The 20,439-nt window shown below is 44.0% G+C and carries 17 protein-coding genes; 9 read left to right on the top strand and 8 right to left on the bottom strand.

Annotated elements, in window-relative coordinates; all coding sequences use genetic code 11:
- Positions 1 to 306: 306 nt before the first annotated feature.
- Entirely contained in the window at positions 307 to 1,164 is an 858-nt protein-coding gene (gene nadC, locus AM228_RS24810; RefSeq protein WP_054469616.1) for a carboxylating nicotinate-nucleotide diphosphorylase, read from the top strand.
- A 173-nt stretch (positions 1,165 to 1,337) separates the two neighbouring features.
- Here the strand turns inward: nadC and pstS are convergent, their stop codons facing one another.
- The 5 genes from pstS to AM228_RS24785 form a co-directional block, all read right to left on the bottom strand.
- A complete protein-coding gene (pstS, locus tag AM228_RS24805; RefSeq protein WP_054469615.1) occupies positions 1,338 to 2,441 on the bottom strand; it encodes a phosphate ABC transporter substrate-binding protein PstS in 1,104 nt (367 codons plus the stop codon).
- Between the two features lie 123 nt (positions 2,442 to 2,564).
- Entirely contained in the window at positions 2,565 to 4,238 is a 1,674-nt protein-coding gene (locus AM228_RS24800) for an iron uptake porin (RefSeq protein WP_054469614.1), read from the bottom strand.
- Between the two features lie 809 nt (positions 4,239 to 5,047).
- Positions 5,048 to 5,707, bottom strand: coding sequence for a phosphate signaling complex protein PhoU (gene phoU, locus AM228_RS24795; RefSeq protein WP_054469613.1), 660 nt, complete (start codon positions 5,705 to 5,707; stop codon positions 5,048 to 5,050).
- Positions 5,708 to 5,821: 114 nt separating this feature from the next.
- Positions 5,822 to 7,102 carry a cell wall metabolism sensor histidine kinase WalK gene (locus tag AM228_RS36600; RefSeq protein ID WP_277926305.1) on the bottom strand — a complete coding sequence of 427 codons (1,281 nt, stop codon included), beginning with the start codon at positions 7,100 to 7,102 and terminating at the stop codon, positions 5,822 to 5,824.
- Positions 7,103 to 7,301: 199 nt separating this feature from the next.
- Positions 7,302 to 8,048: a winged helix-turn-helix domain-containing protein gene (locus AM228_RS24785; RefSeq protein ID WP_054469611.1), complete on the bottom strand. Its 747-nt coding sequence runs from the start codon at positions 8,046 to 8,048 to the stop codon at positions 7,302 to 7,304.
- Positions 8,049 to 8,438: 390 nt separating this feature from the next.
- On the opposite strand from AM228_RS24785, the gene AM228_RS24780 reads away from it, so the two are divergent.
- The gene (locus tag AM228_RS24780; RefSeq protein ID WP_054469610.1) at positions 8,439 to 9,185 is read left to right on the top strand and encodes a creatininase family protein; all 747 of its coding nucleotides are present in this window, start codon (positions 8,439 to 8,441) and stop codon (positions 9,183 to 9,185) included.
- A gap of 68 nt (positions 9,186 to 9,253) precedes the next feature.
- Here the strand turns inward: AM228_RS24780 and AM228_RS24775 are convergent, their stop codons facing one another.
- The 3 genes from AM228_RS24775 to radA all read right to left on the bottom strand — a co-directional run bounded on the left by AM228_RS24775 (position 9,254) and on the right by radA (position 12,506).
- Complete coding sequence (locus AM228_RS24775; RefSeq protein ID WP_054469609.1) at positions 9,254 to 10,309, bottom strand: WD40 repeat domain-containing protein; 1,056 nt, start codon at positions 10,307 to 10,309, stop codon at positions 9,254 to 9,256.
- 158 nt (positions 10,310 to 10,467) lie between these two features.
- The gene (locus tag AM228_RS33495) at positions 10,468 to 10,620 is read right to left on the bottom strand and encodes a hypothetical protein (protein ID WP_156332037.1); all 153 of its coding nucleotides are present in this window, start codon (positions 10,618 to 10,620) and stop codon (positions 10,468 to 10,470) included.
- Between the two features lie 152 nt (positions 10,621 to 10,772).
- Positions 10,773 to 12,506, bottom strand: a complete 1,734-nt coding sequence (gene radA, locus AM228_RS24770; protein ID WP_054469608.1) for a DNA repair protein RadA — start codon at positions 12,504 to 12,506, stop codon at positions 10,773 to 10,775.
- Positions 12,507 to 12,678: 172 nt separating this feature from the next.
- On the opposite strand from radA, the gene rpaB reads away from it, so the two are divergent.
- The 7 genes from rpaB (at position 12,679) to nrdJ (ending at position 20,401) form a co-directional block, all read left to right on the top strand.
- Entirely contained in the window at positions 12,679 to 13,407 is a 729-nt protein-coding gene (rpaB, locus tag AM228_RS24765) for a response regulator transcription factor RpaB (RefSeq protein WP_054469607.1), read from the top strand.
- An 80-nt stretch (positions 13,408 to 13,487) separates the two neighbouring features.
- The gene (locus AM228_RS24760; protein WP_054469606.1) at positions 13,488 to 14,129 is read left to right on the top strand and encodes a cofactor assembly of complex C subunit B; all 642 of its coding nucleotides are present in this window, start codon (positions 13,488 to 13,490) and stop codon (positions 14,127 to 14,129) included.
- A 346-nt stretch (positions 14,130 to 14,475) separates the two neighbouring features.
- On the top strand, positions 14,476 to 15,579 hold the full coding sequence (locus tag AM228_RS24755) for an acyl-CoA desaturase (RefSeq protein WP_054469605.1): 1,104 nt from the start codon (positions 14,476 to 14,478) through the stop codon (positions 15,577 to 15,579).
- Positions 15,580 to 15,964: 385 nt separating this feature from the next.
- Entirely contained in the window at positions 15,965 to 16,324 is a 360-nt protein-coding gene (locus AM228_RS24750) for a rhodanese-like domain-containing protein (RefSeq protein ID WP_054469604.1), read from the top strand.
- A 514-nt stretch (positions 16,325 to 16,838) separates the two neighbouring features.
- Complete coding sequence (hrcA, locus tag AM228_RS24745; RefSeq protein ID WP_054469617.1) at positions 16,839 to 17,921, top strand: heat-inducible transcriptional repressor HrcA; 1,083 nt, start codon at positions 16,839 to 16,841, stop codon at positions 17,919 to 17,921.
- 405 nt (positions 17,922 to 18,326) lie between these two features.
- Positions 18,327 to 18,668, top strand: a complete 342-nt coding sequence (locus tag AM228_RS24740) for an STAS domain-containing protein (protein ID WP_054469603.1) — start codon at positions 18,327 to 18,329, stop codon at positions 18,666 to 18,668.
- 494 nt (positions 18,669 to 19,162) lie between these two features.
- Entirely contained in the window at positions 19,163 to 20,401 is a 1,239-nt protein-coding gene (gene nrdJ, locus AM228_RS24735) for a ribonucleoside-triphosphate reductase, adenosylcobalamin-dependent (RefSeq protein ID WP_082349064.1), read from the top strand.
- The last annotated feature ends 38 nt before the right edge of the window (positions 20,402 to 20,439 follow it).

The raw sequence follows: 20,439 nt of genomic DNA, 5'->3' as shown, positions 1-20,439 counted from the left end.
AAAATTTTTGAGGGGAACTCGTGAAAAAAAGGATTAACTTGACGAGATCCAACAAAATGTGATAGGCTTTCAAACTATTGAGTTATCGAGGTGCGGGGTGCCGTGGGTTGTTTTGTCCGTCAGGCACTTTACTAATCTAACAAACCTAAATCGGTTTGTCAACCCCTTTGACCAACTTTTTTTGAAAAAAATTTTTTTATCCCCCAAAACCATTGTCTGGCAAGGGTTTGGTGCTTTTAAATTTTCCTGACTCATTTAATACCAATCGAAGCGACTATATATAAGAGAGTTTAGGACGGAAAATTTATGGCTGTATTGGCTCCTTGGGTCGTGTTGGATCCTATATTGCAAGATTGGTTACGAGAGGATATTGGTAGAGGAGATCGCACCTCTGGGGTCTTCCAGAAAGGCAAAGCACTTAGTCAAGAAGCTCAATGGCTGGCCAAAGCACCGGGAGTTATTGGCGGATTGCCGATCGCCAGTCGGATATTTTATTTATTGGATCCAAATATTCAGTGGGAAGCATTGATCGAAGAAGGGGAATGCTGCCAACCAGGACAAGTGATTGCGCGTCTTTCTGGATCCTCGGATAATCTGCTTTTAGGGGAGAGAGTTGCCCTAAACGTGACGATGCGATTAAGTGGGATTGCCACTCTGACCAGGCAATATGTCAACAAAATTGCGGATCTACCCGTTCAACTGGTGGATACCCGCAAAACAACTCCGGGACTGAGACTGTTAGAAAAGTATGCGACGCAAGTAGGAGGCGCTAGAAACCATCGCCTGGGACTCGATGATGCAGTGATGATTAAAGATAATCATATTGCGGCGGCTGGGGGAATTGGGGAGGCGATCGCCAATATCCGAGATCAAATCCCCTATCCGTTGACCATAGAAGTAGAAACAGAAACTCTCGATCAAGTAGAAGAAGCCTTAAAACATGGAGCGGATATTATCATGCTGGATAATATGTCACCAGATCGGATGCGCCAAGCAGTAAAAAAGATTCGCGATCGCAACCCACGAATCAAGATAGAAGCCTCTGGTAACATAACTTTAGAAAATATCCGCACCGTTGCCGAAACTGGGGTAGACTACATCTCTACCAGCGCACCAATTACCCGTTCATCGTGGCTGGACTTGAGCATGAAGTTCAAAGGATAACAGCGGCAAAAACTGGGGTGGATGACATCTACTCAAAAGTTATCTCAAGTTATCTAACAAAAAAATGCCCTGGTGAAATAGGATCTTTCCCAGTGGCATTTTATGGAAATATTGACGGTCAAGGAATAAACAATAACTAGCTATCAATCTCAGGCTAGTCCAACAAAATATTTCTATGGTTTGATAGTATCTACAGATGCTTGCACTTTAGATACAACATTTGCTGGAAGGGGAATATAGCCCAGGTCTTTACTAACCTTTTGACCTTCAGTGAGTGACCATTTCAACACTTCTCTCAAAGCTTTAGCTTTCTCAGGATTGTCATATTCTTGGTAAGCTAATAGCCAAGTATAAGTAACAATCGGATATGAATCAGAGCCATCGGGATCGGAAATAAAAGCAACTAAATTTTCTGGTAAAGTCACCGCTTCTAAAGTTTTCGATGCTGACTCAAAGCTAGGAACGACAAAATTACCGGCCTTATTTTCTAGAGTGGCCATTTGTAAATTTTGTAATTTAGCGTAGCTAAATTCAACATAGCCGATCGCCCCTTGGGTTTGCTGGATTTGAGCAGTGACGCCTTCATTACCTTTCGCGCCAACTCCAACGGGCCATTCTACAGTTTTGGCTTCTCCGGGACCGGCTTTCCATTCCTCGCTAATCGCGCTCAAATGCTTAGTAAAAACCTCTGTGGTGCCACTACCATCTGATCGGTAAACCACTTGAATTGCCTGATCCGGCAAAGAAAGACCGGGATTATCCGCCGCAATTGCTGGGTCATTCCACTGAGTAATTTTCCCTAACAAAATATCAACATAAGTTTGCCGAGAAAGTTTGAGACCATCTAAACCGGGTAAATTGTAAGCAAAAACAATACTGCCAGCAGTCATGGGCAGCAATACCACTCCTTTGCTCACCTGGGCAATTTCTTCAGGCTTCATGGCACCATCACTGGCACCAAAGTCCACCGTACCAGCCATAAATTGCTTGACTCCAGCGCCACTGCCCACGGATTGATAACTGATTTCGATATTAGGATTGGCTGTATTGTAGTCCTTAAACCAACGCTGATATAGGGGAGCGGGAAAACTAGCACCGGCTCCACGGAGAGAAAGGGTTGTCTGATTATTAGTCTGAGTAGTGTTTGGCGTGTTTGCTTCAGGGGGCGTGGTGGAAGTGTTGGTATTTTCACGTTGCTGACAAGCAGAAACCGTTAGAGATAGTGCCATCAAGGGAACCAGTAGAGCCTGACGGAGCGGACGAGATTGAAATAACATAAGAATCCTGTTAAATAACTAATTATTGCGGGGGTGCCTTAATAGGAAATTGAATAATCAAAACCCGATCAAGATTGGAATTTAGCGGCGATGGATGTTCGCCGCTAAATTTCTTCAATTGACCTAGAATTTGAAGGTAGTTCGGACTGTGCCGACCCAAACGGTGTCGTTGTTGTCGTCGTGATTGGGATTGGTAATCACCATAAAGCCAGGGGTGATATTAATGTTGTTACTCAAGGGATAGCGATATAAGGTTTCAAAGTGCAAAGAAGTGCTGGGATCGCTGGTTCCATTATCGATATCAGTCAATTTCGGGGGCATCCCAAAGATAAAACCTAGCTGATCTCCTTCAACGCCTAAATCTTCTACCCCTAGCAAGACCAACCAGTTCCAGATATCCGCTTTATTTCCTTCATTAGGACCATCTTTAGCCTCAGCAGAGACATAACCACCCCAGGCAGAAAGGGTCACTTGGTTAAAGTTAATACTGGTTTGCAAGCCAAAATGGTTGCCAGACGTGGCAACGCTGCCAAAAGGCCGAAAAGCATTGCGACTGCCGGTGGTGCCAGTGACATTTACGTCATCACCTGGGGCGTAGGAGTTGACATAGGTAAAAGCTAAATCGATATTTTCTGTGGGAGATACAGTGATCTGACCCAATGCACTATGGGCGCCATTGAACAAGCCATTTTTGGGGATGGGACTGCCGCTATTGCTAGAAAAATAACCCAAGTCTACGCGGAATTGTTTACTGGGGGTAATTTCAAATCCAATCCCCGCAGTATCTCCTGCGGTTCGATAAACCGCAGGGTTATAACGTCCAAAGCGAGAGATCGCGCCATTCTCACTACTATCAAACAGAGGGTTGAGAAGCGGAACAAATCGGTCTGCCACGAAGCCAGCAGCACCAAGATTCACTCGCACAGTATCGCTCAGGGGGAATCGATAATCTAAACGATCCAAAGTAATCGCTGAACCACCATCTCCGTCAAAAGCTAGACGAGACATGGATGTCCCGGTTGGGCGATCTAAGCGAGCAACATCTACGGCTTGTAAACGAGTTCGCAAACGGTCTTTGCCGGTAAAGCTGGTGTCGAAATTCATCCGCACCCGATAACCAAAAGAGGTTTGGACATTTTCACCACCGGCAATATTGGAAGCGGGCTCTTGATCGCCAAAAGCATCAGCAAGAGCAAAAATCACTTCTCCATTGAGTTTAGTAGTGGTGGAAAACTGATTGGCTTCGAGTTCAGCAGTGCGGACTTCTAGGGCATCAACTTGGCGGCGGAGAATTGTCAGTTCTCCGGCAAATTCTTCTTGCAAGCGCCGTAAGGTTTCCATGTCTCGTGCGGAAACGCCGGTATCCAAGGTGGCAAGCTGTCGTTGGATTTGCTCTAAGCAAGCATCCAAACCAGCGGCAAACTCGTAACGAGTCATGGCCCGGTTGCCCCGGTAGGTATTATCTGGGTATGCCAACAGACATTGGTGGCGTTGCGCCAGGTTTTGCAATGCTTGAAAAGCCCAGTCAGTGGGGCGAACATCGCGCAACTGATTGACGGCATTAACTTGCCCAAGGGGTTCATCCCCTCCCTGAGATAAGTCAATGGGATTATATTGTTCAATTTTTTGCAGAATGTCAGAGGCGGGATCGGCAACCAGAGAAGTTGACGAGGATTCAGTCGTATCGATATTTGAGACTTCTGGTGTCGTTTGAGCCAAGGCTGAGTTAGACAACAGTAGTAAAGCACCCAGGGCTGCGGGACTGGATCGTAGTCCTGACCAAAATAGTTTTAACATGATGATTTCCTCACACCGTTCGTTATGTAATCAGAGCATAAGGCTCTAATCAAAGGTTGGTTGTTGCTGGATGGGATGGATCTAGTCTGAATTAATCGGCGGGAAGATGGCGTCAATCAGTCATCTAAAGTCATCTCAAAGGTTTTGTGAGAACACTTCGGCTGAAGACTGATTAGCAAAATAGGATGCCTAGCCATTAACTCACAAATGTGAGAGATAATATCCCTGGCGCTACTCTAAAGGTATCCCTAGTTTAGGCAAAATAATTGGCCTGATTTAGGGGAGATACAGGAGCGAGCGATCGCCGATTTACCGATATACGGGGATAAACACCGAAGTCTTATAGAGTCGGTCAAAAAGTCATGTAACGCTCATTGATTAAATTTCATTGATGAGCCGTCGGCTGACTGTGACAAAGCTTCTTGTGCAAAGTCTTTGCTAATTGACCACTGACTTGTTCTCTAGACACAGACAGACACCCCCAGAACAAACACTGAAAAATCTAACATAGATATGCCAAGATTTTATAGGTAATTAGATCCTGGGGCAAGGAATTCAAATGTTCATCACTAATGTTGACTCAGTTGACTCATGGGAATAGGATTTTTGTACAGTTTCGCAATATAGGTTCACCGTTAAAGTTTAAGGCAAGGTAAAGATTTGATAATTTTTATCTTAATTAAAGATAATTTTTTATTATAGCTATATCGATTCTGTGCGTTAATTTCATTAATCTGTGGAATGTTCAGGTTTAATTTCTGCTTGATTTGATTTCGCCAACTTGAAAAGATTCAAAGGTTGAATCCTAACTAAGGACGATGACCAATGACAATATAAGCGACTCTTTGCCCAATATTTGTGGCATGGTCAGCCATGCGTTCGAGATGACGAATCGCTAACACAATTAATAGAAAGGGTTCAACGGAACCTTGAATATCTCTTTGTCGGGCTAAATCTTGATAAATTTGCTCGTATAAATCATCGACGGTAGAATCTAATTCTTTAACTCTTTTACCCACTTCTGCATCTAATTCGGATAGGGCTGTTAAGCTAGTAGCCAGCATAGCTTGAGCCTGATTAAACATTAACTCTATCTGAGGCAAAATTTTGATTAAAATTGCATGATTTTGATAGGGAAAAAGTTGAGCGGCAATTTCAGAAATATCTTTGGCATAATCGCCAATTCTTTCCAAGTCTCTGATTAGCTGCATAAAGGCACCAATTAAACGAGAATCCTGGGATGCAGGGGCTTGCAACGTAATCAGTAATACACAGTCAGACTCGATTTGACGATAAAATTGATCGATTTGTTTATCTAGATAAGGAATAGCTTCAACCGCTGCGAGGTCTCTCTGAAATAAGGCTTGATTACTCAGACGAAAAGACTGTTCCACCAAAGCACCCATGCGTAAGGTATCTTGCTCTAATCGTTTAAGTTGACGTTTTAACTGAGTATTGCTAATTGACATTCAAATAAAAACATGTAATTTTCAATAAAAAATGAGCGTATTCATTCTTAATAGATTTTCAATAAAATAAATTTTAGATAACACAGAAACCTTGATAGGTTTTATGAAAATGATTTACTTGGCTGAGAGTGAAACCTTTGGCAGCCAAATTTTTAACCAAGCCCCACCAATTTCCGGGTGATTTTGAGCGGAGATCGAGCCGCCGTGAGCTTCGACAATTTGTTTGACGATCGCCAACCCTAAACCAGTGCCGGTGTTCATGGGCAAAGAGTTTCCGTTGTTAGAAATATTCTTGCCTAAAATTGCCTGCTTGGTGCGAGATGAGTCAGCGCGATAGAAGCGATCGAATACGGAAGACAGATCCGCTTCAGTAAATCCTGACCCTGCATCTATGATATCGATTTGAACGGTAGACGCAACCGGGGAGGCAACCGGGGAGGCAACCGGGGAGGCAACCGGGGATCTTTGAACGAGGTCACTGGTTTTCGGCATGAGTGGGGTGACTACGGCATAAATTTGACTGTCACGGGGACTGTAGCGAATGCTGTTATCGAATATATTCAGGAAAACACGATAAAGACGAGTTTCGTCAGCTTCGACAAGCAAATTATCTGGGCCTGAATAGTTCAGGGTGAGTTGTTTTTGATTGGCAATTGGTTCAAGAGTTTGCCAAACCGAGTGAATTAAAGCAGAGAGATTTAAGGGTTTGCATGAAAGATGCTCGCTGGGGGCGACTTCCATAAGGCTAAGTTCTAACCAATCTTTGACTAATTGAATTAAGCGATTAATTTCATGTAGTACCCGTTCTAGACGCTGATTCCAAGAAGAGTCGAGGCGTCCTTGTAACATTTCTACGACTAATTGGATCGAGGTTAAAGGGGTTCTGAGTTCGTGAGCGAGGTCGGAGACCCACTGATTTCGACTTTGAGTCAGGTTAACCAGGGGTTGTCGATTTTCTAAGAACACACCGATGTCACCATCAGGGAGTAAACAACTATAGCCGCGTAGGGTGACGCCAAGGCGATCGCCAATTTCTTCGGCATCCTGACTAAAGGGATAAAACAACCACTCTTGGACTTGTGGCTGTTGTGCGATGCGAGTTTGTTCGATTAATTGATCGAGTTCATAGGAACGAACTAGGGCAATTAATAACTGGGTGTGACCTTGCCGCCAATTCGGATGAATGCGGAGTAACTTTTGCGCCTGCTGATTACACCAGAGTAGCTGATTTTCTCCATCCACTTGCAAGAAACCTACAGGAGCCAGTTGGACGATTTCTTGCCAGGTTTTGATTTGTTGTGCTTGGTCTTGTTGGTGTTGTTTACTGAGGGCGATCGCCCGTCGTAACCGAGAGAACATCGGTAAATCAACGGACATCGCCTCTGGAAGTAACATATTTAATAGTCTGTGGATCTGCCGGTCGAGCCACCAGCGCTGGCAAAGGCATATAGTAATTCCTAGCGCCAACCCGAGGAAAAAGTCTAATAAGGGCATGGTCACAAAGAAGAAATTGAACGTAAAAATATTGATCCACCCTGCCCCCCTGAAAAAAGGGAGTATAGAGTTTTGCCGAATCTTAATGCCACTGATCCGTTTAACCTAGTCGATAGCCAAAGCCTCTGACGGTAATAATATATTCTGGGTGGCTGGGGTCTTGTTCTAATTTTTCCCGTAACCAGCGAATGTGAACGTCTACGGTTTTACTATCGCCGACAAAATCATATCCCCATACATGATCCAGCAACTGATCTCGCGACCAGACTCGGCGTGGGTAACTTAAAAAAAGTTCCAGCAGCTTAAATTCTTTGGGAGAAAGATTGACTTCTTCACCGCGAACGGTGACGCGACATTGTTGCGGACAGAGAGTAATTTGACCAAATTGGAGAAATTGCGTGGATGAAGTGCCATTGAGTCTTTGTCGTCGTAATAATGAGCGACAACGAGCCATTAACTCTCTCATACTAAAGGGCTTGGTGACATAATCATCGGCCCCAACTTCCAATCCTAATACACGGTCGGTTTCACTGCCTTTGGCGCTGAGAATGAGAATGGGGATTGGGTTGCCTTGATGCCGCAGTAAACGACATAAATCTAATCCGTTCACTTTGGGCAGCATAATATCCAGCAGAATTAAATCAAAATTAGATTCAGCTTCGGCGGCTTCAGCACGAGATAAATAGTTCAGGGCAGTTTGTCCATCGGCGGTAGCTGTAACTTGATATCCTTCTTCTTCTAATGCCAAGACGATCATTTCTCGAATGAGGTCTTCATCTTCGACCACAAGGACATGATTGCCTTGAGCGAGTTTGGGTTGAGAAAAATTGGGTTCGATTGATAACATAACAAAGCAATTGTTCGGTGAAGGTTTGAGGACACGGCGTTCGCTGGGGATGGAGCAGATTTTGTGAGAGATAATTTTTGGGCAATTGTCCAGAGAATTAGACGCTGATTTTACCGGCATAATAAATAGTCAGCATGGCGGCTAATCTGGAGGGAATGAACTGGAGCAAATCATAAAATTTCTTTTAATTAGATGAAACAATTTTCCGCAGTGAATCAGGATATTTTTTTCCATGATATTTTACATAGGTCAGCTTATGACATAATTTCCCTGAAAACTTTTCTTAAATTTGGCTTAAATTTGGCTTAACAAAATGGGATGATGGCAGTGGAGAAGATATTTTGAATAAAATATCCCCCAAGAGCATCCTGAGAAAAACGAGAGGCGTTCATGCTGTTACATTTAAGTACCTGGCCAGAAGTTGAAGCATATCTACAAACGTCCACTGGGATCATAATGCCAATTGGTTCCACTGAACAACATGGGCCAACGGGGTTGATTGGCACTGATGCCATTTGTGCAGAAGCGATCGCCCGTGGAGTGGGTGAAACCACGAAGGCGTTAGTTGGGCCAACCATTAATGTGGGGATGGCATTGCATCACACGGGCTTTCCTGGGACGATTAGCCTGCGTCCAACCACCATGATTTCCCTGATTCAAGATTATATAACGACCTTGGCTAAAGCCGGATTTACTAAGTTTTTCTTTATAAATGGTCATGGGGGGAATATTGCCACCCTGAAGGCGGCTTTTTCTCAAACTTATGCCCATTTAGCAGATTTAAATTTGGCTAATGGCGATCGGGTTCAATGTCAAATCGGTAATTGGTTTATGTGTTCGGAGGTTTATAAATTAGCCAAGGAATTATATGGCAATCAAGAAGGGTCTCATGCTACCCCGAGTGAAGTAGCGGTGACACAATATCTTTATCCAGAGGCGATTAAACAAGCCCCACTGTCGGCTGAGGTTGCCTCTGGATATCCCATTTATAGTGCGGCTGATTTTCGTCGGCATTATCCCGATGGTCGAATGGGATCTAACCCAGGTTTGGCTACTCCCGAACATGGGGAAAAGTTTTATCAGTTAGCGGTTAAAGAATTGAGTGATGTTTACACCAAGTTTTTACAGGAGGAATAATGGCTTCGGATAGCACATGGGCTTTCCGTCCTTCCTGGTAAAGGTTTGAGCCAAAATTGAGCCAAAATTTAAGATTTTTTCGTTTCCGGAATGATTTGCCATAATTTAATGGTCTTATCATGGCTGGCACTGACTAAGGTCATGCCATTGGCGCTAAAGGCTAAGGAACGAACGGAGTGTAAATGACCTGTGAGGGTGGACAGGAGATTGCCGGTTTGAAAATTCCACAGATTGATCGTTTTGTCATAGCTACTACTGGCCAAAATGGGCGATCGCGGACTAAAGGCTAGGGAAAATATCTCTCCGGTCTGACCTGTCAAGGTTTGGGTGGGGGCTGGTCTGGTGTCGGGACCTAAATGACTGGTGTTTAATTGCCAGAGTTTAATCCGTTCATCCCCACCCGCACTCACGAGAAATTGGCGATCGGGACTGAAGGCGACGGAATTCACTGGGGCATAACTAATTAAAGTCCGCAGCAATTCACCATTACTCACTTGCCAAATTTTAATGGATTTGTCGGCACTGCCACTGGCGAGAGTCTTACCTTCAGGACTAAACGCAACGGAGTAAACAAAACTCGAATGACCCACCAAGGTGGATAATAATTTTCCCGTATCGACGTGCCAGATTTTAAGGGTATGAATACATTTGCCGGTTAATCCGGATCCTTTCGCCGTGGGGTTGGTCACTGTGGTTTTGGGGGGCAAAGGGCTGGTGGGGCTGGGGACAAGGTTTTTAACCGGAGGTGTGGCTGGTTGGGCAGCAGTTGTTGGTGGCAGGGTTTCGATTTGGCGATCGCCTGTGGTGGTTTGATTTAGCACATTAGCAGGTTTAGAGTGATTGCTTTGTCCGACTCTTCGACGGTTTTCTAAGATGGATAAAACCTTATCGATCTTAGCATTGGTACTGATGTGTGGTTGCAAAATCGTAGGGTTCTCAACATCTTCTGGTTCTAAAGCATCTCCTGAGTCTTGCTTGATGGACTGACGCATTTTTTGTTTGAGCATATGACAGTCAAAATCAATCACCTGGACTAAGCTTAAACAAGTTTGAGGATGGGCGAATACATGAATAAATTGGCCGACATATGCCGATGCTTTGGGAATTTTTTTTCGGATATTCAACCTGGTTAAAAGCTTCTATTATTTCCAGCATTATAGTTATAATTATAATAGATTTTTTCATAAAAATTAAAGAAAAAATTTAGCTGAGATAAGGCAGCTAATCTTGTTTAAAATGATCACGAAATTATTGAAAAATCGTATTTACATAAATGGCTGACTCAATTTGGTGTTTTAAATTTTGTAATGCTTGACTGCGATCGCGGATCGCGATGGCTATACTGGTAAATCTCGGCAGCGGTGGCATTTACTAAATTATTATCTGGAGTGCGATAATTTTTCCCGTAAGATTGTTTTATTTGACATAAACGCATTTCTTCTCTGACCGCTGCGGTTCTTCGGTGTAACCAATTTTCAACTTGATGATTCGTGACAAAATCAATTTTTCCTTAACCCAAGGATGCCTAAATTGATCCTAGTCTAAGAGTCACCACATTAAACCAGTGAATTGTTCAGAGTGGAGAATTTAAAAGACTGGAGATTCAGAGTCAAAATCATCAAAGTTATTAAAGTCATCTTCCGGATCCCGATCGCCTTCAATTCTGGCTAGCATATTTTCAGTGTCCGAGGAAAAATCATTAGATTGGGGATTGGCCGGTCCGGGGATTGCTTCTAAAATCGCATCGAGTACCTTGCCGACGGAAATAATTTCGATGTCGAGGTCTGGGGGGACTTGACCTTTGGGGACGATCGCCCGTTTAAATCCGAGTTTGGCGGCTTCTCGTAACCGCAATTCTAACTGAGAAACAGGTCTAACTTGACCCCCTAACCCCACTTCGCCAATTAAGACGGTATGGGGATCCACTACCCGATCGCGAAAACTGGAGACAATGGCGATCGCCACTCCCAAATCCGCCGCTGGTTCGGACACCTGAAGTCCCCCGACTGATGCCACATAAGTATCTAATTTAGATAACGGAACCCCCACCCGTTTTTCTAATACGGCCAAAATTTGCAACAGTCGATTTCCTTCCAACCCGGTGGTTGACCGACGAGGAGAACCATAGCTACTGGGACTGACTAAGGCTTGTAATTCCACCACAATGGGACGAGTTCCTTCCAGGGCAACCACGATCGCGCTGCCGGTGACGGCTTCTTCCCGACTACTCAAAAACAATTCAGAAGGATTGGTAATTTCCTGTAACCCATGCGCCACCATTTCAAAGACGCCAATTTCATGGGTTGCCCCAAAGCGATTTTTCATCGAACGCAGCAGCCGGTGACTGGCAAAGCGATCGCCCTCAAAAAATAACACCGTATCCACCAAGTGTTCCAACACCCTCGGCCCTGCAATTCCCCCTTCCTTGGTGACGTGACCCACAATAAATAAGGTAATATTTTCCCGTTTGGCCACCTGTAACAAAGCAGAGGTACATTCGCGCACCTGGGCGACGGATCCCGGTGCCGAGGTCAACGAGGGAAAATAGATGGTTTGAATACTATCAATAATCGCTAAATAGGGTTTCAGAGACTCTAATTCCCGTAAAATTTCTTCCAGGTCGGTTTCCGGCAATAAATAAAATTGTGTTTCCGGTAATGTTTCCGGTAATGTTTCCGGTAACTCGGAGGAGTCGTCAGCGCGATCGCTTCTAGACCCTTCGGCACTGACCGGGGTTTCTCCCTGGGTTGGTAGCAGCACTTTGTACTGATGAGGATTTCTGGGATTCTCCGCTTCCCCCATTGAATGATTTTCTGAATCGGTTTCCGAATCTTTTAATGCCGCTTGGACTTGCAACCGTTGGGCGCGGAGTTTCACTTGCACCCCAGATTCTTCCCCACTCACATAGAGCACTCGTTTGTGCAACGATATACTGTTGGCAACCTGCATTAATAAAGTAGATTTGCCAATCCCCGGTTCGCCACCAATCAGCACCAAAGAACCGGGAACTATGCCCCCACCGAGTACCCGATCTAATTCACCAAAACCACTACCATGACGGGATACCGCTGCATCGGCAATTTGGGATAACTTAAACGAGGCTCTCGGATGACCATCGGATTTATCTGGACTTTTGCCATTCCCTTTCATCCAATTGCTGTTGTTCCAGTTCAAGCTAGGACGATGGGAATTTTCTGGCAGATCCGCGACCACCTGTTCGACTAAAGAACCGACGCTGTTACAGTTGCTACATTTACCCCACCATTGGGGAAACTCGGCGCCACATTCATTGCAAATATACTGAGTGCGAGATTTAGCCATGCTAAAAAATGTTAAAAATTAAATAAAACTTGAAATGAATCTTAAAATATACTCAACTCTATAAAGGGTGGGAGTTTTAGCCCGAATCACCTTCCCCGAAGATCGGATCTACTAAATGGTAAAGTAGTAAAAATTAACGATTTGTAATTAGACTTAAGGAGCATTGGGTAGCTTGGAAAACCATAAGGAGAAAATACTGGTCGTGGATGATGAAGCCAGTATCCGTCGAATTTTGGAAACTCGGCTTTCGATGATTGGCTATGACGTTGTCACCGCCGCGGACGGCGAGGAAGCCTTGGAAACTTTTCGCAATACGATTCCAGATTTGGTCGTTCTGGATGTGATGATGCCGAAACTGGATGGTTACGGCGTTTGTCAGGAATTGCGGAAAGAATCAGACGTACCCATCATCATGCTAACAGCCTTGGGGGACGTAGCAGATCGGATCACTGGTTTGGAACTGGGTGCGGATGATTATGTGGTTAAACCCTTTTCTCCCAAGGAATTAGAAGCGCGGATCCGCTCGGTATTACGTCGGGTGGATAAAGTAGGCGCCTCGGGGATTCCTAGCTCTGGCGTCATTCATGTAGGCAGTCTGAAAATTGATACCAATAAGCGACAAGTTTATAAAGGTGATGAGCGGATTCGGCTGACTGGCATGGAGTTTAGTTTACTAGAATTATTGGTCAGCCGATCGGGAGAACCGTTTTCTCGTTCAGAAATTTTGCAGGAAGTTTGGGGATATACTCCCGAACGTCATGTGGATACTCGCGTGGTGGATGTGCATATTTCCCGTCTTAGAGCCAAGTTAGAAGATGATCCGAGTAATCCAGAGTTGATTTTGACCGCTAGGGGGACGGGCTATTTGTTCCAACGCATTTTAGAGGCGGATGAGATTTAAACTCGGTTAGGAACGTGGGTAAGAGAAACGGACTTAGCAACACTTCGTGGCAAATTAGTCAGAAAAAAGACGCATCAATCATGGCAGAAAAATCTCCGGGGGTTTTGCAGCGGTTGCCCATTGCGGTCGGGATACTCGCAGGGATCCTATTGCTGCTGAACCGCTTTTTGACCCCAGAATTGACAGAAACCCAAGCTCGTTCTGATGTCCTGGGTGTGATTTTAAGTGCTTTGTTAATTTTAATTGGCTTATTGTGGCAGAGAATTCAGCCGCGATCGCCTGAAGCGGTAGAATTAATCGGCGTTGAGGGCTTTGAATTGGCAGATGATTTGCCCGAAGTGGTTCGCAAAGAGTTAGCTTGGGCGTCACATTTATTGTTAACCAATACGGTGACGCGATCGCTGGTGGTTTGCGATCGAGGCACGATCTTATTACGGCGGGGGATCCTAGGAACCAACTCCGAGGTGAAACCCGGAGCCATTTTACAAAGGGTTTTAGCAAAACAAACGCCGGTTTATTTAGTAGATCTCAAGTTGTATCCCGGTCGCATTGAGTTTGACTATTTGCCAGAAAATACTCAGGGGGTGATTTGCCAGCCCATCGGCGATCGCGGTGCGATTATTTTAGGCGCCAATGTGCCTCGCAGTTACACCCAGCAAGATGAAAATTGGATTGCGGGAATTGCCGACAAGTTAGCAGACACTTTCAGCCAATACTTATGATCGGTGGTGCAATCATTCTCGATGTAATTTGCCCTGGAAATGATCACCGGCATCCTTAGATCAAAGGGGATTTTAGGGTTTATGGGCATTGATTTCTTGACCTCGCTCTCACCGGCTATTCTGGTTTAACGGCTTTTGTACCGAGGTCAAGTTATTTTATCCGTTTTGGTCAATTGACTATTTTTCTCATTTGAAATCAACCATTCAATAATCTTGAAAAAATCTTAAAACCAACTCCTACCAACTCCTAAAGAAAAAAATGTCAGAAAATAATCAACTCATAGATTTCCGGGAAAAATGATGCTAGGATGAAAAACAACCTTATCAAAGATAAAGATCGATTTCAATGACGATTACACAACCAAAAGTCACTTTTGGCAGAAGTATTGGCTTCAGAAAAGAGCTCAATCGACGAGTTGAAGCTTACCTGAAAGCAGAAAACATTTCCCCGCGAGATAATCTCGCGATGTATTTCAAAACAGCAATTATTTTTTCTTGGGTCATTTCTGCTTGGGCATTTACGGTATTTGGCCCTCCAGTGATCTGGATGAAATTGCTAGGATGTGTCATCTTAGGTTTAGGGGTTGCGGGAGTGGGCTTTAGTGTCGGACATGATGCCAATCATGGCGGATATTCTAATAGCAAGTTCGTGAATCGTTTGATTGCCCTCAGTTACGATTTTATCGGGCTATCCAGTTATCTATGGAGATTTCGCCATAATTCTCTCCATCATATTTATACCAATATGTTGGGACACGATGTAGAAATTCATGCGGATGAACTGGTGCGACTCTCTCCCGAAATGGAATATCACTGGTATCACAAATATCAGCATATTTTTATCTGGTTTGTTTACCCATTAATCCCATTTTATTGGTCGGTTGCCGATGTTTATTTGATTTTAATCAAACGCAAATATCACGATCATATAATTCCTACACCCACCGCCATTGAACTGATTACTTTATTAGGGTTTAAAGTGATTTGGTTAGGCTGGTTAATTGGTATTCCGATCGCTGTTGGCTATAGTCCCTGGGAAGCAATTTTAGGCTTTACTCTGACTTACATGACTTATGGGTTTGTGATTTGTGTGATCTTTATGTTGGCTCATGTCATGGATGGACTAGAGTTTATTCAACCAGATCCAAAATCCAATAGTGTGGAAGATGAGTGGGCTGTACTGCAAGTGAAGACTACCGCTGATTTTGCTCCAAATAATCATTTTTTAAATTGGTATTTAGGGGGATTAAATTATCAAACGGTTCATCATTTATTTCCCCATATTTGTCACATTCATTATCCGAAAATTGCTAAAATTTTAGCAGAAGTGGCTCAGGAATATAATGTAAATTATCAAGTTTATGATAGTTTTGGTTCCGCATTAGAATCCCATTATCGCTGGTTGAAAAAAATGGCGGTCGCCCCAAAAACAGTGGCTTCCGTAGCTTGATTAAGCAATTAATGCCAATTTCAGCAACATTAGCGATCAAACGCAAATATCTCCTTAAATGACTGTCAACCCGTTTTTGCCAAAAAACGGGTTTTTTCATACCTAGATAGAAACCTAAAATTTAGAGGTAATACCATTTACAAAAATTTATGCAACAATAAGTATTTATATTGTAGGGTTGGCATGGATTCAACCATCATATATGGTAGAGTGGGTAAAATTTTTTGCCCACCCGAAGAATGTTAGGGGCTGTTGGATGAATTTCTGTAAATGGTATAAATTTTTACCCAGAACATTGGGCATAGCCAATTTAGAGAAAATGATGCATAATAGGCATAATTTGGATTAATCTCATTGTCACTCGATCAATTGGTGGTTTAGTCGAATGTCTGATCAGTTTTCCCTCAACCCGATCCCGAATATTACGGTGGAACAGTTGGCTGAACGCTTAAACGCTAGTCCAGATGATCTGCAACTTTTGGACGTGCGGGAACCGGAAGAAGTCGCGATCGCCTGCATTGAAGGGTTTACAAATCTGCCCTTAAGTCAATATGACCAATGGTCAACGCAAATTGCCACGAAGTTTGATCCGCATACGGAAACTCTCGTGCTGTGCCATCATGGGATCCGTTCGGCCCATATGTGCCAATGGTTAAGCACTCAAGGTTTCACCAATGTCAAAAATATCTCTGGGGGCATTGATGCGTTCTCCCAAATCGTAGATCCGTCAGTCCCCCGCTATTAATCAAAATTTACCAGATATTTTAGATCATTCAAAAACAGATGATGAAATAACAGATATTGAAATCGTTTGCCAAACTCAGATAAATCATTCCTGACCAGAATAATTTATCTGAGTTTATGCTTATCCCTCAGACCGCCAAAAAAATTGAATTTTGCGGGAATTAGTCACCCGGCATAAATTTTGATCTGATCGCACTTGGCTATTCTGGGTTAACCGGATCAATGGAAATATCTGCTATCTTAAAAATAAATTCTCTGGATTAACCCGCCATTTCAGCCACTGAACCAACTTTTAATTAGAATTTAAAGAGAGCCGATCTCCCCTTGTCCGACCAGCCCATCGATATCAGACTGACCCATAAAGCAGGAGATATTCTATAACTGTTGGTTGTGATACCGGGAGAGGCAAGGATCATAAGATTTCGGGCCGACTCCCAGTCAAACATTGATCAAACATTGATCAAACATTGATATTTAACTTTAATTTATTTGATGTAAATTCTCCGCCCATGTCCATCCAAGTGAATCTGACACAGAGGCAACAATATGTTCTTTGGGCAACTGTCCGACATTACATTGCCACAGCCGAACCCGTCGGCTCCAAAGCTTTAGTCAATGAATATAACCTGAGTGTCAGTCCAGCGACGATTCGCAATGCAATGGGCACTTTAGAAAAAGCTGGATTGCTCTATCAACCCCATACTTCTGCCGGTCGGGTGCCTTCTGACTCTGGCTACCGCATCTATGTTGACCAACTGATTACCCCCTCGGATGCGTTGGCTAATCAGGCGGAAAGTATTCTCAAAGACCGTCTTCAGGTGAAAACATCAAATTTTGAAGATGTGGTACGCGGTGCGGCCAAAATTTTGGCCAATTTGAGTGGATATATTGCCCTGATTACCATGCCTCAAACCAATCAAGCCCGGTTACTGCATCTGCAATTAGTCCAGGTGGAAACGGGAAAGATTATGGTGCTGCTGGTGACAGATGCCTATCATACGGACTCGGTGTTGATGGATCTGCCGCCATCTTTAGCAGAATCAGAAGTTCAGTCAGAAATCCTGGATCAGGAATTGCGGATCGTTTCCAATTTTTTGAACGCCCAACTCCGGGATCGGTCTTTGACTGATTTATATCAGTTGGATTGGCGTGAATTGGGTCGGGAATTTGAAAAGTATGCCCAATTGATTGGTAAATTGTTGGTCGAGTTAAGCAATCGTAGTCAAATCCCCGAAAAAACTGGCATGACAATTAGTGGGGTGTCGGAAGTATTGCGACAACCAGAATTTTCTGAGTTGAATCAAGTCCAGATGCTTTTGCAGGCACTCGCTGAAGAACAAGACCAGTTATGGCCGTTGATGGTTGAAAGACCTTTATCCCCAGTGACTTCTAGTAAGCGGGTTTATGTGCGAATTGGCAGTGAAAATCCGATGGAGGCGATTCAAACTTGTACGCTGATTTCGGCAAATTACTGCCGGGGTTTGGTGCCCGTGGGCAGTGTTGGGGTGCTAGGGCCAAAGCGAATGGTTTATGAAAATGCGATCGCCCTCGTGGAGGGTGCTGCGGATTATTTGTCCGCCGCCCTGAGTGAATGTTGATCGGGCAGTTGCTTCAAATTAGGGTAAATCTGGTTGACTGTGCAAATATCATTTTTCCTCCCACAATATTATTTGTGGGGCTACGAGGTATCTGCCGGAAATCTCCTAAACCTGCGATAGACGGGGGTTGATTTCGCCAAAATAGCTTGAGCGTAACCTCTGTACAATAAAATAGACTTGAAAGGGTGCGATTAGGATGTACGGTTAGTCTATTTAACAACCATAAGAGTCCCGGCTCAAGCCGCATCAAGCAGCATCAATCTAAGTGCCATACTCGTGATTGATTTTTCATCCTAGAAAATTTATCAGTTAGTCAATCAATAAATTTTCACTTATTTTTTGGCTCTGTTGTCAAAATGACTGACTGAAACCGACCGACGTTATCCCATAAACTCACTAAAAAGTATGATTTCTGACATTAAATACGAAGTCGTTCGACCCAGCGGAATTCTAGACGGAACTCAGGCAAATCAATTGCGTAAAGAAATTAACGCTCAATTGGAGAAGGAATCTGAAGTGGTTTTAATTGATTTGAAAGATGTAACATTTATTGATAGTTCAGGGTTAGGCGCTTTGGTTTCGGCATTAAAAATGGTGAGAACTAAAGGCAGTAAGTTATTTATTTGCTCCATTAACGATCAAATCAGAATGTTGTTTGAATTAACGAGTATGGATCGGGTATTTAAAGTTTATAAAGACGAGGAAAAATTTAAGGCAGAAGTTTTTCCCAATCTCAAAAAAGGTTGAAGTTATGAAATTTATCGGTAAGTTAATTAAATAATTAATTGATCCATTGATTTAGCCAGTCTATTAGCGGTGCGGTATTTTTGGTTTAATTTACCGCTAATACTGGCGATTTTTAGGTGGGTAATTAGCGATTAAATCCGATACAACTCAGCCACAAGAACTCAGTGGGCGATTCCGCGTGCATATCGGATCCCGAAGCTTGCCCCCTCTTCGGCGGGGGGGGGAATCGCGCCTCCATTCCCGGTATGGCATCCCCATCGCGGGTGTTTGTATCGAATGACAGAATATAAATATTGACTTGTGCGATCTGGAGAACCCAAGTCTGGGGGCTGCTTGATGGTAATCAGCGGCTATTGCCAGAAAAATTAGCGGCTTGATAGCCACTATCAATAGGGTTAAATTTTTGTCTTTGCTGACTTTGACCACTATATATCTCTACCTCTCTGTACTATGATCTTGTATTTGGTCTACTGTCGAATCAAAGCATTAGCATAATGGTTCAAGAATTAAATCGAGTTGGCAAAAGTAGTGATTTTCCCGATACGACCCCCGCAGCAAATCCGGTGTTTTATCGGACTTACAGTCGTCATACCCCCAATGGGACGGAGAGTTGGCAGGAAGTGTGCGATCGCACCATCAGCGGATTAGCCAAGCTGGGTAAGCTAACTGCCCAAGAAATTGACCTGTTATGGCGGATGCAGAAGCCCCTGAAAGCCTTACCCTCTGGTCGTTGGCTCTGGATTGGCGGGGTAAAATGGCTGGAAGCCCAAGAAAATTTCTCTGGTGCCTACAACTGCACCAGCACCAATGTGGATGATTGGCGGGCTTTTGGCTTGATGATGGATTTGGCGATGATGGGTTGTGGGACTGGGGCGGTACTCGAACCCAGATATATTAACCAGTTGCCGCCGATTAAGAATCATCTCAACGTGACCATCGCCGGTGAAATTGGCACCACAGCCCCAGAAAACCGCCGCGACCTGACCGAGGTGGTGGTTGACGGGGCAAGAGTTCGCATCCATGTCGGGGACTCCCGGAAAGGTTGGGTTGATTCTTATCAATGTTTGTTGGAACTGTCATCAGACGATCGCTTTGATGGGGAAGTCCAGGTGGCGATCGACCTTTCCGACGTGCGACCAGCGGGAGAACCGTTAAAAGGATTTGGCGGTGTGGCCAACCCCGTGAAATTGCCGCAGTTGTATCAACGTTGCGCGGCGATTTTGAATCGGGCTGTTGGCCGCCAATTAAATTCGGTTGAATGCTGTTTGTTGATTGATGAAGCCGCAACGACCATCGTCTCTGGCAACATTAGAAGGTCAGCGGGAATGCGTCAAGGAATTAGCGATGATGAGCTATTTTCTCAGGCGAAAAGTAATCTCTGGCAACAAGATGAAAATGGTAATTGGCGCATCGATCCCGAACGGGATGCCCTGCGGATGGCCAACCATACACGGGTATTTCATCACAAACCCACGGAAGCAGAATGTATTGAAGCCGTTCAGCAACAATATTATTCAGGAGAAGGGGCGATTCAATATGCTCCAGAGGCGATCGCTCGTGCCAATGCCGATATTTTCCATACCCCTGAATTGAAACAAGAATTTATCGAAATCTACACCTCTTTAGGGTTAGAAGAAACTCGCAATTGGCTGAAAACAAATTATCCCGAAATGCCCGATTATGAGGTAGAGCATCGTTTACAACGATATGGACTCAACCCGTGTGGTAAGTAATTTTGCCTCACGTTAAAAACCCCGCAAAAACGGAGAAG

It is taken from the genome of Planktothricoides sp. SR001, from assembly GCF_001276715.1.
Classification (GTDB): Bacteria; Cyanobacteriota; Cyanobacteriia; order Cyanobacteriales; family Laspinemataceae; genus Planktothricoides; species Planktothricoides raciborskii.
Note: the sequence above shows the minus strand (reverse complement) of the source record. Positions and strands in the feature narration are given on the sequence as shown.

Bases quoted from the DNA above. Each gene is read 5' to 3' on its own strand.
- AM228_RS24785 (WP_054469611.1), bottom strand. From the start codon at position 8,048: ATGTTATCAATCGAACCCAATTTTTCTCAACCCAAACTCGCTCAAGGC.
- AM228_RS36600 (WP_277926305.1), bottom strand. From the start codon at position 7,102: ATGTTACTTCCAGAGGCGATGTCCGTTGATTTACCGATGTTCTCTCGG.
- radA (WP_054469608.1), bottom strand. From the start codon at position 12,506: ATGGCTAAATCTCGCACTCAGTATATTTGCAATGAATGTGGCGCCGAG.
- nrdJ (WP_082349064.1), top strand. From the start codon at position 19,163: ATGGTTCAAGAATTAAATCGAGTTGGCAAAAGTAGTGATTTTCCCGAT.
- AM228_RS24760 (WP_054469606.1), top strand. From the start codon at position 13,488: ATGGCAGAAAAATCTCCGGGGGTTTTGCAGCGGTTGCCCATTGCGGTC.
- AM228_RS24750 (WP_054469604.1), top strand. From the start codon at position 15,965: ATGTCTGATCAGTTTTCCCTCAACCCGATCCCGAATATTACGGTGGAA.
- AM228_RS24780 (WP_054469610.1), top strand. From the start codon at position 8,439: ATGCTGTTACATTTAAGTACCTGGCCAGAAGTTGAAGCATATCTACAA.
- AM228_RS24755 (WP_054469605.1), top strand. From the start codon at position 14,476: ATGACGATTACACAACCAAAAGTCACTTTTGGCAGAAGTATTGGCTTC.
- pstS (WP_054469615.1), bottom strand. From the start codon at position 2,441: ATGTTATTTCAATCTCGTCCGCTCCGTCAGGCTCTACTGGTTCCCTTG.
- AM228_RS33495 (WP_156332037.1), bottom strand. From the start codon at position 10,620: ATGCGTTTATGTCAAATAAAACAATCTTACGGGAAAAATTATCGCACT.
- nadC (WP_054469616.1), top strand. From the start codon at position 307: ATGGCTGTATTGGCTCCTTGGGTCGTGTTGGATCCTATATTGCAAGAT.
- AM228_RS24740 (WP_054469603.1), top strand. From the start codon at position 18,327: ATGATTTCTGACATTAAATACGAAGTCGTTCGACCCAGCGGAATTCTA.
- AM228_RS24800 (WP_054469614.1), bottom strand. From the start codon at position 4,238: ATGTTAAAACTATTTTGGTCAGGACTACGATCCAGTCCCGCAGCCCTG.
- phoU (WP_054469613.1), bottom strand. From the start codon at position 5,707: ATGTCAATTAGCAATACTCAGTTAAAACGTCAACTTAAACGATTAGAG.